This is a genomic window from Achromobacter sp. UBA4530 (assembly GCF_002388205.1).
In the GTDB taxonomy this organism is placed as follows: domain Bacteria; phylum Pseudomonadota; class Gammaproteobacteria; order Burkholderiales; family Burkholderiaceae_B; genus Achromobacter; species Achromobacter animicus.
This window is the reverse complement of sequence record NZ_DGMA01000003.1, coordinates 20,372-34,917: the sequence shown is the minus strand read 5'-3', so window position 1 is coordinate 34,917 and position 14,546 is coordinate 20,372. Positions and strand designations below refer to the sequence as shown.

Below are 14,546 nucleotides of genomic sequence, written 5' to 3'. Positions count from 1 at the left end.
TTTGGTGGCCTGGGGCGGAATCGAACCACCGACACAAGGATTTTCAATCCTCTGCTCTACCGACTGAGCTACCAGGCCAACGAAGCCCGCCACTATACACAAAATGTCGGGACACGTGGCGGCGTGTAGCGCCGCCATCAACAAAAAACCCAGCGCAAGGCTGGGCTTTTTGTGGGAACCGAAGCTCCCGGAAATTCTTTTGGTGGCCTGGGGCGGAATCGAACCACCGACACAAGGATTTTCAATCCTCTGCTCTACCGACTGAGCTACCAGGCCAACGAAGTCCGCAACTATACACAATTTTTTGGCGTTGTGCCAGCCGGGCGGGGGAAGCGTCGCTTTTTTTCGTGACCCGGCACGCGATGTCGCCGTACAGGGGCAGCAATGCAGCCAACTGTTGCCTACAAGGCACGGTTGGGCGCCAACTGTCCGCGATTGGGGACGGGAATGGCCTGGGGATAACCCGCAGGAGTATAATCGTCAGCGGTTTTGCTGTTACAGCCGGATGCTTTCCCGCCTTTGACGCGCGACAAGCGGGCTGCGACGCATTGTTCTTATAGTGGCAGTACTTAACGCTTAGCCGCGGGTGGCTTTCCGCCATCCCTCACACATGTCGGTAGCTGTCCTTGCCTTCGGTCTGAATCACACGTCCGCGCCGGTGTCGGTCCGCGAACGCGTGTCCATGCCCGTTGATCTGGTCAAGCCCGCCCTAGAAGGCTTGCGTTCGGCATTCGGCGGCTCCGTCCGCGAAGCCGCCATCCTGTCCACCTGTAATCGCACCGAGATCTACTGCGCGGCCGACGGCCACGTGGCGGATCAGTTGCCCGCCTGGCTGGCTGAACACAACCGCCTGGACGCCGGCACGCTGCGCCCGCACCTCTATCGCCATCATCAAGACGACGCCGTGCGTCACGCCTTCCGCGTGGCAAGCGGCCTCGATTCCATGGTGCTGGGCGAAACCCAGATCGTGGGCCAGATGAAGGACGCGGTGCGCGCCGCCGGCGAAGCCGGATCCCTCGGCACGCTGCTGCACCAGATGTTCCAGCGCACCTTTTCGGTCGCCAAGGAAGTCCGGTCGCAAACCGCCATCGGCGCCGAATCCGTGTCCATGGCCGCCGCCGCGGTGCGTCTTGCCGAGCGCGTGTTCGGCAACCTGGACCAGGCCCGCACGCTGTTCATCGGCGCGGGCGAAATGATCGAATTGTGCGCCACGCACTTTGCCGCGCAACGTCCGCGCAGCATGGTGGTGGCCAACCGCACGGCCGAACGCGCCGAACTGCTGGCCAACCGCTTCTCGGCCAGCACGATGAAGCTGTCCGACCTGACCGAGCGGCTGTCCGAGTTCGACGTCATCGTTTCCTGTACGGCAAGCTCCCTGCCCATCCTCGGCCTGGGGATGGTTGAACGGGCTACGCGCCTGCGCCGTCACCGCCCGATGGTCATGATCGATCTGGCCGTGCCGCGCGACATCGAACCCGAAGTCGGCCGTCTGGACGACGTCTATCTGTACTCGGTGGATGACCTGGGCCGGCTGGTGCAGACCGGCACCGACGCGCGCCGCGCCGCGGTGGTGCAGGCCGAAGCCATCATCGAAACCCGCGTCCAGGGCTTCATGCACTGGATGCAATCCCGCGAAGTGGTGCCTGTCATCCGCGACCTGCACCAGGCCGCCGAAGACGTCCGCGCCGCCGAACTGGAACGCGCCCGCCGCCTGCTGGCGCGGGGCGAATCGCCCGAAGCCGTGCTCGAGCAGCTGGCCCACGGCCTCACGCAAAAGTACCTGCACGGCCCGCTTGCGGCGCTGAACCGCAGCGAAGGCGACGACCGCAAGCAACTGCTTGCCTGGATGCCGCGCCTCTTCCCCGGCCGCGACTCCCGCCGTTAGCGGCTCTGCCCCACGTCCCGCCTCCTGGCGGGCGTTCGCTTTGTAGGCGCCCGCTTTCTCTGTTTTCTCTTTTGGTCCTCCCCTCATGAAATCTTCCATGCGCAGCCGGCTGGAGCATCTGTGCCATCGCCTGATCGAGGTCGATGCTCTGCTTGCCGAACCGGAAACCGCGTCCGACATGGACCGCTTCCGCAAGCTTTCGCGCGAGCGCGCCGAACTGGAACCGGTGGTCGAAGCCTTTACCGCGTTCGCCCGTACCGAGGAAGACATCGCGACCGCGCAGGAGATGCTGTCCGAGCCCGACATGAAGGCCATGGCCGAAGAAGAGATCAAGACCGGGCGCGTCAAGCTGGAGTCGCTGGAAACGGCGCTGCAGCTTCTGCTGCTGCCGCGCGACCCCAACGACGGGCGCAGCGTGTTCCTGGAAATCCGCGCGGGCACGGGCGGCGACGAGAGCGCGCTGTTCTCGGGCGACCTCTTGCGCATGTACACGCGCTACGCGGAACAGCGTGGCTGGCGCGTGGAACTGATGTCGGAAAGCCCGTCCGAGCTGGGCGGCTACAAGGAAGTGATCGCGCGCATCGACGGCGACGGCGCGTATGGCCGTTTGAAGTTCGAGTCGGGGGCGCACCGCGTGCAGCGCGTGCCGGCGACCGAGGCCCAAGGCCGCATCCACACGTCGGCTTGCACGGTGGCCATCATGGCCGAAGCCGATGCCATGTCCGAGATCGTCATCAATCCCAGCGACCTGCGCATCGACACCTTTCGCGCCAGCGGCGCAGGCGGCCAGCACATCAACAAGACCGATTCGGCCGTGCGCATCACCCACTTGCCGACCGGGCTGGTGGTGGAATGCCAGGACGACCGTTCGCAGCACCGCAACAAGGACAAGGCCATGCAGGTGCTGGCCGCGCGCCTGAAGGACAAGGAAGAGCGCGAGCGCCAGAGCAAGGAAGCGGCCGAGCGCAAGAGCCTGATCGGCACGGGCGACCGGTCCGAGCGCATCCGCACCTACAACTATCCGCAGGGCCGCGTGACCGATCACCGTATCAACCTGACGCTGTACAAGCTGCAGCAGATCATGGAAGGCGACCTCGAAGAGCTGACCGGCGCGCTGATCGCCGAGCATCAGGCCGAGCAGCTCGCCGCGCTGGGCGACGATATTTAAGGCCGACGCGATGACCGCGCCCCAGATCAAGAGTCTGCTGCTCGACGCGCGGCTGCCGCGCCTGGAAGTGCGCATGCTGCTGGAGCACGTGCTGAACAAGCCCCGCGCGTGGCTGCTGGCGCACGACACCGATCCGCTGTTGCCCGAGGTGGCGGCGGCGTACGAGGCGCTCGCGCAGCGCCGGTTGGCCGGGGAGCCCATGGCCTACCTGCTGGGCCATCGCGAATTCATGGGACACCGGTTCCGCGTGACTCCCGACGTGCTGATTCCCCGCCCCGATACGGAAGTCCTGGTGGAAACCGCGCTGGAATGCATCGATGGCATCACCGGGCCGATGGTGCTGGACCTGGGCACGGGCAGCGGCGCGATCGCGGTGTCGATCGCCCTGGCGCGCCGTGACGCGCGGGTGATGGCGTCGGACGTCAGCGCGGCCGCACTGGCGGTGGCTGCCGGCAACGCGTGGGATTTGACGGCCGCGGTGCGCTTCGTGGAAGGAAGCTGGTACGACGCGGTGCCGGCCGGCGAAGGATTTGATCTGATCGTGTCGAATCCACCCTATGTGGCCAGCGACGATCCGCATCTGGATCAGGGCGACCTGCGCTTTGAGCCGCGGGGGGCGCTGACTGATGGCGCGGGCGGACTGGAAGATCTGGCGCGTATCGTCCAAGGCGCGGGCGCCCATCTGAAACCCGGCGGCTCGCTCTGGATGGAGCATGGCTGGGATCAGGCGGAGCAGGTACGGGACATGCTCCGCCAGGCGGGGTTCGCAGATGTGCACAGCCGCCAGGACCTGGCGGGGATCGAGCGGATCTCGGGCGGGCGTTTGCCGGTCGCAGGTGCCTGAGCGCAGCGCACGGCCCGACATTTGCTGTTGCATCTGCCGGATATACCGGCGCCGCGCCGGGGTAATCGGGCGGTTTTCCCGGCTGTACCTATAATTGACCCATTCCGTTTTGCCTGTCCAAGAGACCACCATGAGCGACGTTCAAGAATTCATCCGTGAAACCGTTACCCAGCACCCCGTCGTGCTGTTCATGAAGGGCACCGCCCAGTTCCCGCAATGCGGGTTCTCCGGCAAGGCCATTCAAATCCTGAAGGGCTGTGGCGTGAAGAAGCTCGTTACGGTCAATGTGCTGGAGGACGACGAAGTCCGCCAGGGCATCAAGGAATTCTCCAGCTGGCCCACCATTCCGCAGCTGTACGTGTCCGGCGAGTTCATCGGCGGCTCGGACATCATGAATGAAATGAACGAGTCCGGCGAACTGAAGACGCTGCTGGAGCAATCCGGCGCCACGGCTTAACGCCATCATGCGGCGGCTCGTCGTCGGCATCACGGGCGCCACCGGCGCGCTCTACGCGGTGCGCATGCTGCAGGCGCTGCGCAACGTCGAAGACGTCGAGTCGCATCTGGTGGTGTCCGCTTCTGGCGTGCTGAACATCAAGCATGAACTCGATGTCAGCCGCCAGGACGTCTATGCGCTGGCCGACCACGTACACAGCATTCGCGACGTGGGCGCCACGCTGGCCAGCGGCGCGTTCCAGACCGCGGGCATGGTGATCGTGCCGTGCTCGATGCGCACGCTGGCGGCGGTGGCGCATGGCCTATCCGATAACCTCATCACGCGCGCCGCCGACGTCACGCTCAAAGAGCGCCGCCGCCTGGTGATGATGGTGCGCGAGACGCCGTTCAATCTGGCGCACCTGCGCAACATGACGGCCGTGACCGAAATGGGCGGCATCGTGTTCCCGCCGCTGCCGGCGTTTTATCACCGGCCCAAGTCCATCGATGAAATGGTGGACCACACCGTGGCCCGCGTCCTGGAAATGTTCGACATCGTCGTGCCCGGTCCGCACTGGGAAGGCACTTAGCAGGTTCTCGCCTTTGCCTTGCCGCAAGGCTTGCGTTTGATGCGCGTCGTGCAACGATCACCGGCGGCCCCGCTTGAGCGGGGCCGTCTGCATCAGGGCGGTTCTTATTCCACCAGCCCCATTCCATTCAGCGCGGCCAGATTCTCCGGCCATTTGCGCGCCCGCGCATTTTGCAGTTCGATGCGCGCCCAGGCCATCCATCCGGCCCATTCAATCCGTTTATCCCACGCGGTGCCCCACGCCTGAAGCGCGGCCAGCCCAGCGGCGGCGTGCTGTTCCGCGACCTCGAATTCTCCGGCCGTCAGCGCCAGTTGCGCGAGCAGCAGGCGCGGCTCGCCCACCCAGGGGTTGTGTTCGACCGCGGCTTCCAGCATGTGCCGCGCGCTGTCCATTTCGGTCAGCGGGTGCATGCGCGTGATGACCTGCCAGTACAGCGCGCTGGCCGCCGCTTCGTCGCGCGGGCTGAGCGTGGCGCGGCAGTGGTCGAACGCGGGCGGGATGGGAATGCCGGTGTCCTGCGGCATGCGCGATAGCGGCGCCAGCAGATGGGACAGCATCGACAGGATGTTCGACGGCGGCTTGAGCGGGCCGGGCCACAGCGACGAGGCCCAGTTCGTTTTCAGGTCGCGGCGCTGCTGCTGCGGATAGCCCGCGAAGATCTCGTCCTGCCAGCTGTGCCATTGCTCGCCGATGTCGGCGGCGGACACGACGGTGAACGCCGCGACCTGGCGCGGCGTGAAGGTGAAGACCTGTCCATCGGCGCCTTCCAGCGTCAGGCCTTCCGGTCCCTTGCCCTGGCCTTGCAGGATGGCCTGCACGAAGCGCGTGCGCGGCATGGCGCAAAAGAGATTGACCCATTCCTCGGCTTCGGTGCCCAGCACGTCGCGCAGCGTGTTGCGCTCGCGTTCGCGGTCAAACAGGGTGAGGTCTACGTATTCGTTGCCGTAGACGCTGTGGAACAGGCCCAGGAGGCGCACTTCGCGCGGCTGGTTCCAGAGCGCCAGCGTGCGGTAGACGCCCAGCAGATGATGCTTGAAGGTGCCGGCCTTGTGCCAGTCTTCGCCCGCGCTGCGTGCAAACAGCAGGTCGAGCAGGACGGGCAGGTCGGCGTCGACGGCGGCGTAGTGGTCGGCCAGCAGCGCGCGCGCGTGCGGATGGAGTTCGGGGGTGGTGGACATGGTTGGCGGGTTGGTTGGATGAAAGCAGGCTCTATTGTGTCCGCATGCGCCAGCGCTGTCATCGCGGTGTTTATATCGAAATCCGCATATCAATATGAATATTCATCGCTTCCGGTTTTGAAGCGCGCTCACTAGAATCCGGGGTCATTGTTCCAATCCTCAATCGTTGAAACCTCTAGAGACTTTCCCATGCGCCTTCGCCATTCCCTCGCCGTTTTTGCCACCATTCTCGGTTTTGCCGGCACCTCGGCGATGGCGCAGGACGCCGAGCTGAAAGTGGGCGTCACCGTCGGCCCGCACGCGCAGATCGGCGAAGTCGTGCAGCAGGTCGCCGCCAAGCAGGGCCTGAAGGTCAAGCTGATCGAGTTCAGCGACTTCATCCAGCCCAACGCCGCGCTGGACGCCAAGGAGCTGGACGTGAACATCTACCAGCACAAGCCTTTCCTGGAATCGCAGAACAAGGCGCGCGGCTACAAGCTGGTGCCGGTGGCGACCGCGGTGGTGCAGCAGATGGGCATCTATTCCAAGCGCCTGAAGTCGCTGGACGATCTGCCGCAAGGCGGCAAGGTGGCCATCCCGAACGATCCGACCAACGGCGCCCGCGCGCTGCTCGTGCTGCAGGCCGCCAAGCTCATCAAGCTGAAGGACGGCGTGACGGTGACGGCGTCGATCTTCGATATCGCCGAGAACCCCAAGAACCTGAAGTTCGTCGAGATCGAGGCCGCGCAACTGCCGCACTCGCTCAAGGACGTGGACGCCGCGGCCGTGAACTCGGCGTACGCCATCCCCGCCGGCCTGTCGCCCGCCAAGGACGCGCTGGTGCTGGAAAGCAAGGACGCGCCGTTCGCGCCCGTCGTCATCGCCGCGCGCGAAGACAACAAGAACGATCCGCGCATCGCGCGCTTCATCAAGGCCTACCAGTCCGACGAGGTGAAGGCCTTTGTCGCCAAGCAGTTCCCGGGCGCCTACACGACCTCCTGGTAAACAGGCTATCGAGACTTGCGAAGCCGGGCGCGCGACGTCCGGCTTCCGTCAGCCTTCGCGTCCGCGCGCCAGCCACGTCTGCACCTCTTTCTCCAATCCTTCCTGCAGCACCTGCGCCGGCGCGCTCATGGCGCGGTCGCGCGACCACACCACCGCCAGCACCGGATCCTCCAGCGCCAGCAGTTGGCGTGTCACCAGACCCTGACGCTCGGCGTAATGCGCGCCCAGGCTTTCCACGATGGCGACACCCAATCCCTGCGCCGCCAGCGCGCAGGCGGCCGACGACTGCGCCGCCTCGATGATGGGGCGATAGGGCAGTCCGCGCGCCTCCAGTGCCTGGCGCGTCGCGCGGCCGGCGGGTAGGGCGGGGGCGAGGACAATCGGTCCCGCCTCGGCCACCTCGTCCAGCGTCAGATCGGTTCGCTTCGCCCATGGATGGTCCTGAGGCATCACTGCGTGCAGTCCCAACGGCGCGAGCCGCAGGCTGGACACCCGGTCGATGTCCGGCGGCGAGCCGATGATGATGCCCAGGTCGATGCGGTGATCCACCGCCATCTCGATGATTTCCAGCGCGGTGCCGGCGCGCACGGTCACGGCAACCGCCGGATGTGCGCGGCGTACGCCGGCCAGGGCAGGAGGCAGCAGGCTGGAGGCGGCGATAGCGACGGCGCCCACGTCCAGCCGCGCCAACGCGCCCTGGCGGATGTCGACGGCCAGCCGGTCGACGGCCTCGATGCCGGCCAGCGCATTGAGCACTTCGGGAATCAGCGCGCGGCCCTGGCTGGTCAGGTGCAGCCGGCGGTTCTCGCGGCTGAACAGCGCAAAGCCCAACCGCGTTTCCATGTCGCGCAGGAGTGCGCTGGCGGCGGGCTGCGTCATGTTGACCGAGGCGGCTGCGGCGGTGACGGTATCGAGCCGGTACATGGCGCGCAGCAGCAGGAGTTCTCGCCGATTGAACATATGAAGTTCATATGGAAATAGTCAATTCATCTATTTGACCATATGAACTGGCGGCCGCCAGAATAGCCCATCGAATTCCACATCTCGACGCCTCACTGCCATGCCCGCCAACACCATTGTTTCCGTCACCTGCATTCCTTTGCGCCTGCCGTTCCATCACTGGAGCCCGTCGCCGCTGTTCGCGGGCCGTCCGCGCGACAAGCTCGACAGCGCGCTGGTGCGGGTGCAGACCGAAGACGGCACGGTGGCCTGGGGCGAGTCGTATTGCGTGGAGCCACGCGCGTTGCCCGCAATCTTCGAAACCCTGATCGCACCGCTGGCCTGCGGGCGCGACGCGGACGACGACACGCTGCTGCCGGGCATGCAGCGCACGCTGCACAACCTGGGCCGGTCTGGTCCCGTGGTGCACGCGCTGGCCGGGCTGGACATCGCGCTGTGGGACCTGCGCGCCAAGCGCGCCGGCGTGCCGTTGTACGCGCTGCTGGGCGGCAAGCGCCGCGAGCGGGTCCGTGTGTATGCATCGCTGCTGCAGTATTACGGCAACGCCGAGCGCCTGGACGCCGTGACCACGCAGGCCCTGAACGAAGGCTATACCGAGATCAAGCTGCACGAGCGCACCGCCGACGCGCTGGCCGCCGTGCGCCGCAGCACGGGTCCCGGCGTGCCGATCATGGTCGATACGAACTGCGCGTGGCTGCCGGGCGAAGCCGAAGCCGCCATCGAGGCCATGCGCCCGCATGATCCGTTCTGGATCGAAGAACCCTTGTGGCCGCCGGAAGACGATCGCGCGCTGGCACGCCTGAAGCAGGCCTGCGGCATCCCGCTGGCCGTTGGCGAGAACGCCAGCAGCGCCACCGATCTGGAGCGCGTGGTGGACACGGAAGCCGCGCAGTACGTGCAGCCCAGCGTCATCAAACTGGGCCTGACCGCCGCGTGGCGGATTGCGCAGAAGTGCGCGGACTCAAGCGTCATCTGCGCGCCGCAGGTCGCATTTTTTGGCCCCGGCTATCTTGCCAGCCTGCATCTGATTGCCGCGCAGCAGACCGAGGTGTCGCTGGAACGCCTGTACGTCGAACTGGGGCACGTGCCGTACGGACGCACCGTGCCCATCGAGAACGGCTGGGTCAACGTGCCGGACGCACCGGGGCTGGGCGCGGATCCGGAAGCGGTACTTGCCGAGGGCCAGTACAGCGCCTGAACCCTGACCCGTAAAAAGCCAAACGCCAGACCGCCAAGAATCCACAGGCCCGCAGAGGCCGCAAAGAACACGAACCCGGAGACAAAGACATGCACCCATCGCGCAGAACCTTCCTGATCAACAGCGCCGCTATGGCAGCGGGCGCCGCCGTGTTGCCGTGGTCCTTCGCGGCACGGGCCGCGCAGTACCCGGACAAGGCGGTCCGCCTGTACATCCCGTACCCGCCGGGCGCGGCGACCGACACGCTGGGCCGCATGGCGGGTCAGGTGTACGCCGAGGCGCTGGGCCAGCCCTTCGTCGTGGAAAACCGCGGCGGCGGCGGCACCACGATCGGCACGCGCGCGCTGGCGGTGTCCGCGCCGGACGGCTACACCATCGGCATGGTCGACTCCACGTTCACCATCAATCCCGCGCTGCTGGGCGACCGTCAGCCGTACGACGCCATCAAGGATTTCGCGCCGATCTCGCTGATGGCGACGGCGCCCTTCGTCATGGTGGTGCACCCGTCGGTCAAGGCGACCGACATTGCGTCGTTCCTGGCGCTGGCCAAGTCGCAGCCCGGCACGTTGTCGTTCGGGTCGGCGGGCGTGGGCAGCGGGCCGCATCTGGCTGGTGAGCAACTGCGCCAGCAGGCAGGCGTGGACGTGTTGCATGTGCCTTACCGCGGCGGCGGCACCGTGATCACCGACCTCCTGGGCGGCCAGGTGCAGTTCGGCTTTGCCACCGTCCCGACGCTGCTTGAACACATCAAGGGCGGCAAGCTGCGCGCGCTGGCGGTCACCAGCCCGCAACGCACAAGCCAGTTGCCCGACGTGCCCACGTTTGCCGAGGCCGGTCTGCCGGGTGTGGATATCTCGCCGCTGTTCGGCGTGATTGCGCCGGCCGGCGTGCCGGAGCCGATCATCGAGCGCCTGTCGCAGACGCTGGGCGAATCCGTGCGCAAGGGCGCGCTGCGCGACAAGCTGGCCGGGCTGGGCTTTCAGCCGGTCGGCAGCACGCCGGCGGAATTCGCGAAGCGCATCCGCGACGACGTGGCCAAGTGGACCGCCGTGGTCCAGCGCGGCAACATCAAGGCCGAATAAGTCGCGCCGGCTCAGGCGTACTTGCCTGTCAGGCCGCCATCCACGAGCAGTTCGGTGCCGGTGATGTAGGACGCCTCGTCCGACGCCAGGAAGGCCACCGCATTGGCGACCTCCCATGGCGTGCCCATGCGTCCCATCGGCACCTGCTTGTCGCGCGCCGCGCGCGCGGCGTCCAGGTCGTTCGCATCGAACATCTTTGCGACATTGGCGGTGACGCGGGGGGTGTCGATCAGACCGGGTATGACCGTGTTCACACGGATGCCGTCGGCGGCGTACTGCTGCGCGGCCATGCGCGCAAAGTGGATGACCGCAGCCTTGCTGACGCTGTAGGCCAGATGCGGATAGCCGGTGTACCGGATGCCCGCAATGGAAGAGACGGCCACGATGGCGCCGCCGCCCTGCACACGCATGACGGGCGCCAGCAGGCGCGTGGCGATCAGCAGGCTGGTCACGTTCACCTGCTGGATGCGATCCCAGTCCGCGATCGAGATGTCTTCGGGGCCGCCGACCTTGCCGATGCCCGCGTTGGCCTGCAGGATGTCGATGCGGCCAAAGCGGCGCAACGCCGCGTCGACCGCCGCTTGCATCGCGTCCGGATCGGCCACGTCGGCCTGCACAGGCAGCGCGCTGCCGCCTGCCGCTTCGGCCTCATGCGCGGCCTCTTCGGCGGCGGTCAGGTTGGCGTCCAGGGCGATGATGGCCGCACCTTGGCGCGCCAGCGTCACGCAGCTTGCCTTGCCGATGCTCCAGCCGGGCGCGGACGTGCCTGCGCCTGCGACCAGCGCAACCTTGCCGGCCAGGCGCGCGCCGGACAGCGCGGCAGCGTGAAGGGGCGTACCGGCAACGGGCGTACCGGCATCGGGCGTACCGGACCCCGCGCTCACGATTGCCCGCCGTCTTGCTGATGGCTCTTGCCCTTGCCCACGTACGGAATGGCGTGGTCGATGGTTTCCCAGATGTACCGCCCGGACGGGCTCTGCTGCTCTTCTGCCACGTGCGACACCAGGCCCGCCGCGCGCGAGATCACGGCAAAGCCGCGCATCAGATCGGTAGGCACGCCGATCTCGCTGAGCAGCGCGGCCACGGCGCCGGTTGCATTGATGGTGATGTGCTTGCCGTAGGTCTCGTCGATGGCGCTGGCCAGCCAGCGCAGCGCCTGAACCGACTCGCCGCTCAGTTCGCTTTCCGCCTCGGCCAGCGCCAGCAGCTTGATCGCGCGCGGGTCGTCCGGCTTGTGCAGGTGATGGCCGAAGCCGGGCAGCGGGCTGCGCGACGCGCGGTGTTCGCGGGCAATCGCCAATGCTTCCGCGGGACCGTCGGGTGCCTGACGGATGCGGTCAAGCAGGCGCGAGCAGTTTTCCATGGTGCCCACGAACTGGCTGCCCACGGCCATCAGCCCGGACGCCACGGCGCCCTGCAGATTCTCGGGTGCGCTCATGTAGATCAGGCGCGTGGCGATCGCGCTGGGCGTCATGCCGTGCTCCATCAGCGTGACCAGCACCGCGTCCACGATGCGCATGTCCACGGGACGCGCGTCGCGGCCGAGGATCTGCATGATCATGACTTCGGTAAACGACTTCTTGCCGATCAGGTCTTCGACCAGATCGACGTCGCGATACGACATGCCGGTCAGGTGATGGGCGCAGAGGCGGGTTTCGGGCTTGTTCATGGCGTTTCCTTCATTGCGGCGTCGCGCACCGCGTTCTTCAGCACCTTGCCCACGCTCGAGCGCGGCAGGCTGTCGTGGAAATGGATGTGTTTGGGCGTGGCGACCGGACCCAGCAGCGCGCGCACGTGCGCCTTGAGTTCGTCGCCGTCGGCCTCGGCGCCCGCCTGAAGCTGGACGGCGGCGTGGACCGCTTCGCCCCACTTGTCGTCAGGCACGCCGAACACCGAGCATTCGTAGACGGCGGGATGCGCGGACAAGGCGTTTTCGACGTCCACCGGATAGATGTTGAACCCGCCGGTGATGATGACGTCGCGCAGGCGGTCCTTCAGGAACAGATAGCCGCGCGTGTCGATGAGGCCCGTGTCGCCGGTGTGCAGCCAGCCGTCGACTATGGTTTCAGCGGTCTTCTCGGGCAGGCGCCAGTAGCCGGTCATCACCAGGTCGCCCTGGACCACGACTTCGCCGATTTCGCCGCGCGGCAGCAGCGTGCCGTCGGGCGCCATGATTGCCACGTCGGACAGCGGTGTGACCCGGCCGACGGACGCGCGATTTTCGGGCGCTTCGAGATCGTCGGGGCGCAGCACCGTGACGATCTGAGGCGCCTCGGTCTGGCCGTAAGTCGTGCCCAGCACCGGGCCGAAGAAGGCGCGCGCGCGCTCGATCTTTTCCACGGGCATGGGCGCGCCGCCGTAGATGAGGTTGCGCAGATGCGGGAAGTCCGCGCGCGAGACGCCGGGCTGCGCCATGATCATGTAGATCAGCGTGGGCGGCATGAAGCTCAGCGTGCCGCCGCGCTCGCGAAACGCCTCGGTAATGGTGGCGGGCGACACACTGTCCAGCAGCAGATGCGCGCCGCCCTGCGCCAGCACCGGCAACAGATAGGTGCCGGTGCCGTGCGTGATGGGTGCGGACACGACGTAGCGGTCTTCGGCGGTGAGGCCCCAGTTGAGGATCTGGTTGACGATGCCGGCGTTCCACGCGTGATACGGCTGCATCACGCCCTTGGGCAGGCCGGTGGTGCCGCCCGTGAACTTGATGGCCTGCGTGGCGTCGCGCGGCAAGGCGTGACGCGCCGGAACGTGGTCGGCAAAACGCGCGAGCAGCGCGTCCAGCGCCAGGTCAGCGGCCGCGTCGTCCAGCACGATGCGTCGTGCTGAACCCGCGGGCACGAGCGGCGCGCCTACGTCGTCGACGATGACGATGGTCGGCTCGGTCGCATCCAGGATGCGGCCGATCTCGCGCGCGGTGCTGCGGTAGTTCAGCGGCACCCAGACCTTGCCGCTGGCCAGCACCGCGAGCAGCGCCAGGATGTGGCGCGCCGAGTTGCCGGCGCAGATGGCCACGCGCGTCTGCGGCTCGGGGTCCAGATCCTGCAGGGCGGCCGCCAGCGCACGCGTGTCCGCCGCCAGCCGCGCGTAAGTCACCTGCCCATCGGGACCGTCGAGCGCCACGCGGTCCGGGTACTGCTCGGCGGCGCGGAAGAAGAAATCAATCGGGTACACCTATGCTCCTTGGATGCTTAATTGGCCTTGAGGTTGGCGCTTTTCACCACCGCGCCCCATTTGTCGATCTCGCTGGCGATCTTCTTGGCGAAGGTCTCCGGCGTGTTCGGCGCTTGGGGCGGGAAGAAGCCGCCTTGCTTGTAGGAGGTTTGCAGGGCTGGCGTCGCGAGCGCCTTGTTCAGCGCCTGGTTCAGGCGGTCGATGACGGGCCGGGGCGTGCCGGCCGGCGCCACCAGGCCAAACCATGATTCCACGTCGAAGTCAGGCAGGCCGGACTCCGCCAAGGTGGGCACATCGGGCGTGGCCGGCAGGCGCTGGGGCGAGGTGACGCCGATGGCGCGCAGCTTGCCCGCCTGCACGTGGGGCAGGGACGAGGGCAGGTTGTCGAACATGGAGTCCACCTGACCGCCCAGCAGGTCCGCCACGGCGGGACCGCTGCCGCGATACGGTACGTGCAGGATGTCGGTGCCGGTCTTCATCTTGAAGAGCTCGCAGGATAGGTGAATGGACGAACCGCTGCCGGACGACGCGCACGTCAGCTTGCCGGGATGCTGCTTGGCATAGGCGATGTATTCCTGCACCGTCTTGATCGGCAGCTTGGGATTGACCACCAGGATGTTCGGAATGGTCGCCAGCAACCCGACGGGTTCGAAGCCTTTGACGAAGTCGTAATTGAGCTGGCTGTACAGCGTGCGGTTGATGGTGTTGGCGATCGACCCGACATACAGCGTGTACCCGTCGGGCGCGGCACGCGAGACGATCTCGGCGCCGATGTTGCTGTTGGCCCCGGTCTTGTTCTCGACCACGACGGTCTGGCCCAATTCTTCCGCCAGGGACTTGGCCATCAGGCGCGCCACGATGTCGGTTGCGCCGCCGGCCGCATAGCCGACGACAAGGGTGATGGGGCGATCGGGATAGGGTTTGGCCGCCCAGGCCGGGGCGGCGGTCATCAGCGCCCCGCTCAAGGCCACCGCCGCAGCGGTCCAGCGCTTGCCGAATGTCTTCATTGTTGTCTCCGTCCTGTTTGTCTAATAATTGGACAGCTCTTCGT

Annotated in this window: 14 protein-coding genes and 2 tRNA genes; 8 read left to right on the top strand and 8 right to left on the bottom strand. The window is 66.6% G+C overall.

The genetic code is table 11. The features are described 5' to 3' along the window. Positions 1-2: 2 nt before the first annotated feature. Both B2W22_RS02135 and B2W22_RS02130 read right to left on the bottom strand, forming a co-directional pair. Positions 3-78 (bottom strand) — tRNA-Phe (locus B2W22_RS02135). Between the two features lie 122 nt (positions 79-200). Beyond that, a tRNA-Phe gene (locus B2W22_RS02130) sits at positions 201-276 on the bottom strand. A gap of 334 nt (positions 277-610) precedes the next feature. On the opposite strand from B2W22_RS02130, the gene hemA reads away from it, so the two are divergent. The 5 genes from hemA to B2W22_RS02105 all read left to right on the top strand — a co-directional run bounded on the left by hemA (position 611) and on the right by B2W22_RS02105 (position 4,922). Beyond that, the gene (gene hemA / locus B2W22_RS02125) at positions 611-1,885 is read left to right on the top strand and encodes a glutamyl-tRNA reductase (RefSeq protein WP_056559840.1); all 1,275 of its coding nucleotides are present in this window, start codon (positions 611-613) and stop codon (positions 1,883-1,885) included. Positions 1,886-1,970: 85 nt separating this feature from the next. Further along, the gene (gene prfA / locus B2W22_RS02120) at positions 1,971-3,053 is read left to right on the top strand and encodes a peptide chain release factor 1 (protein WP_286936038.1); all 1,083 of its coding nucleotides are present in this window, start codon (positions 1,971-1,973) and stop codon (positions 3,051-3,053) included. 10 nt (positions 3,054-3,063) lie between these two features. Next, on the top strand, positions 3,064-3,897 hold the full coding sequence (prmC, locus tag B2W22_RS02115) for a peptide chain release factor N(5)-glutamine methyltransferase (protein ID WP_286936037.1): 834 nt from the start codon (positions 3,064-3,066) through the stop codon (positions 3,895-3,897). Between the two features lie 130 nt (positions 3,898-4,027). After that, positions 4,028-4,354 (top strand): Grx4 family monothiol glutaredoxin, encoded by a 327-nt coding sequence (gene grxD, locus B2W22_RS02110; protein WP_056319914.1) that lies wholly within the window; start codon positions 4,028-4,030, stop codon positions 4,352-4,354. Positions 4,355-4,361: 7 nt separating this feature from the next. Next, on the top strand, positions 4,362-4,922 hold the full coding sequence (locus tag B2W22_RS02105) for a UbiX family flavin prenyltransferase (protein ID WP_175139516.1): 561 nt from the start codon (positions 4,362-4,364) through the stop codon (positions 4,920-4,922). A 104-nt stretch (positions 4,923-5,026) separates the two neighbouring features. Here B2W22_RS02105 and B2W22_RS02100 read toward each other — a convergent pair whose 3' ends face one another. Continuing rightward, positions 5,027-6,100, bottom strand: coding sequence for a DUF6817 domain-containing protein (locus B2W22_RS02100; RefSeq protein ID WP_286936036.1), 1,074 nt, complete (start codon positions 6,098-6,100; stop codon positions 5,027-5,029). 189 nt (positions 6,101-6,289) lie between these two features. Between B2W22_RS02100 and B2W22_RS02095 the strand changes: the two genes are divergently transcribed. Next, positions 6,290-7,084: a MetQ/NlpA family ABC transporter substrate-binding protein gene (locus B2W22_RS02095; protein ID WP_286936035.1), complete on the top strand. Its 795-nt coding sequence runs from the start codon at positions 6,290-6,292 to the stop codon at positions 7,082-7,084. A gap of 48 nt (positions 7,085-7,132) precedes the next feature. Here B2W22_RS02095 and B2W22_RS02090 read toward each other — a convergent pair whose 3' ends face one another. Continuing rightward, positions 7,133-8,044, bottom strand: a complete 912-nt coding sequence (locus tag B2W22_RS02090) for a LysR family transcriptional regulator (RefSeq protein WP_286936034.1) — start codon at positions 8,042-8,044, stop codon at positions 7,133-7,135. Between the two features lie 100 nt (positions 8,045-8,144). On the opposite strand from B2W22_RS02090, the gene B2W22_RS02085 reads away from it, so the two are divergent. Beyond that, the gene (locus B2W22_RS02085; RefSeq protein WP_286936033.1) at positions 8,145-9,242 is read left to right on the top strand and encodes a mandelate racemase/muconate lactonizing enzyme family protein; all 1,098 of its coding nucleotides are present in this window, start codon (positions 8,145-8,147) and stop codon (positions 9,240-9,242) included. Between the two features lie 89 nt (positions 9,243-9,331). Next, entirely contained in the window at positions 9,332-10,324 is a 993-nt protein-coding gene (locus B2W22_RS02080; protein WP_286936032.1) for a Bug family tripartite tricarboxylate transporter substrate binding protein, read from the top strand. Positions 10,325-10,335: 11 nt separating this feature from the next. On the opposite strand, the gene B2W22_RS02075 is transcribed toward B2W22_RS02080, so the two are convergent. From B2W22_RS02075 to B2W22_RS02060, 4 genes are all read right to left on the bottom strand, one after another. Then, positions 10,336-11,139, bottom strand: a complete 804-nt coding sequence (locus B2W22_RS02075; protein ID WP_286898427.1) for an SDR family NAD(P)-dependent oxidoreductase — start codon at positions 11,137-11,139, stop codon at positions 10,336-10,338. Positions 11,140-11,204: 65 nt separating this feature from the next. Then, positions 11,205-11,993, bottom strand: coding sequence for a citryl-CoA lyase (locus B2W22_RS02070; RefSeq protein ID WP_175122148.1), 789 nt, complete (start codon positions 11,991-11,993; stop codon positions 11,205-11,207). Continuing rightward, positions 11,990-13,495 (bottom strand): class I adenylate-forming enzyme family protein, encoded by a 1,506-nt coding sequence (locus B2W22_RS02065; RefSeq protein WP_286936031.1) that lies wholly within the window; start codon positions 13,493-13,495, stop codon positions 11,990-11,992. The genes B2W22_RS02070 and B2W22_RS02065 overlap by 4 nt, the downstream gene beginning before the upstream one ends. Before the next feature lie 17 nt (positions 13,496-13,512). Further along, positions 13,513-14,502 carry a Bug family tripartite tricarboxylate transporter substrate binding protein gene (locus B2W22_RS02060; RefSeq protein ID WP_175139524.1) on the bottom strand — a complete coding sequence of 330 codons (990 nt, stop codon included), beginning with the start codon at positions 14,500-14,502 and terminating at the stop codon, positions 13,513-13,515. Positions 14,503-14,546 lie beyond the last annotated feature (44 nt).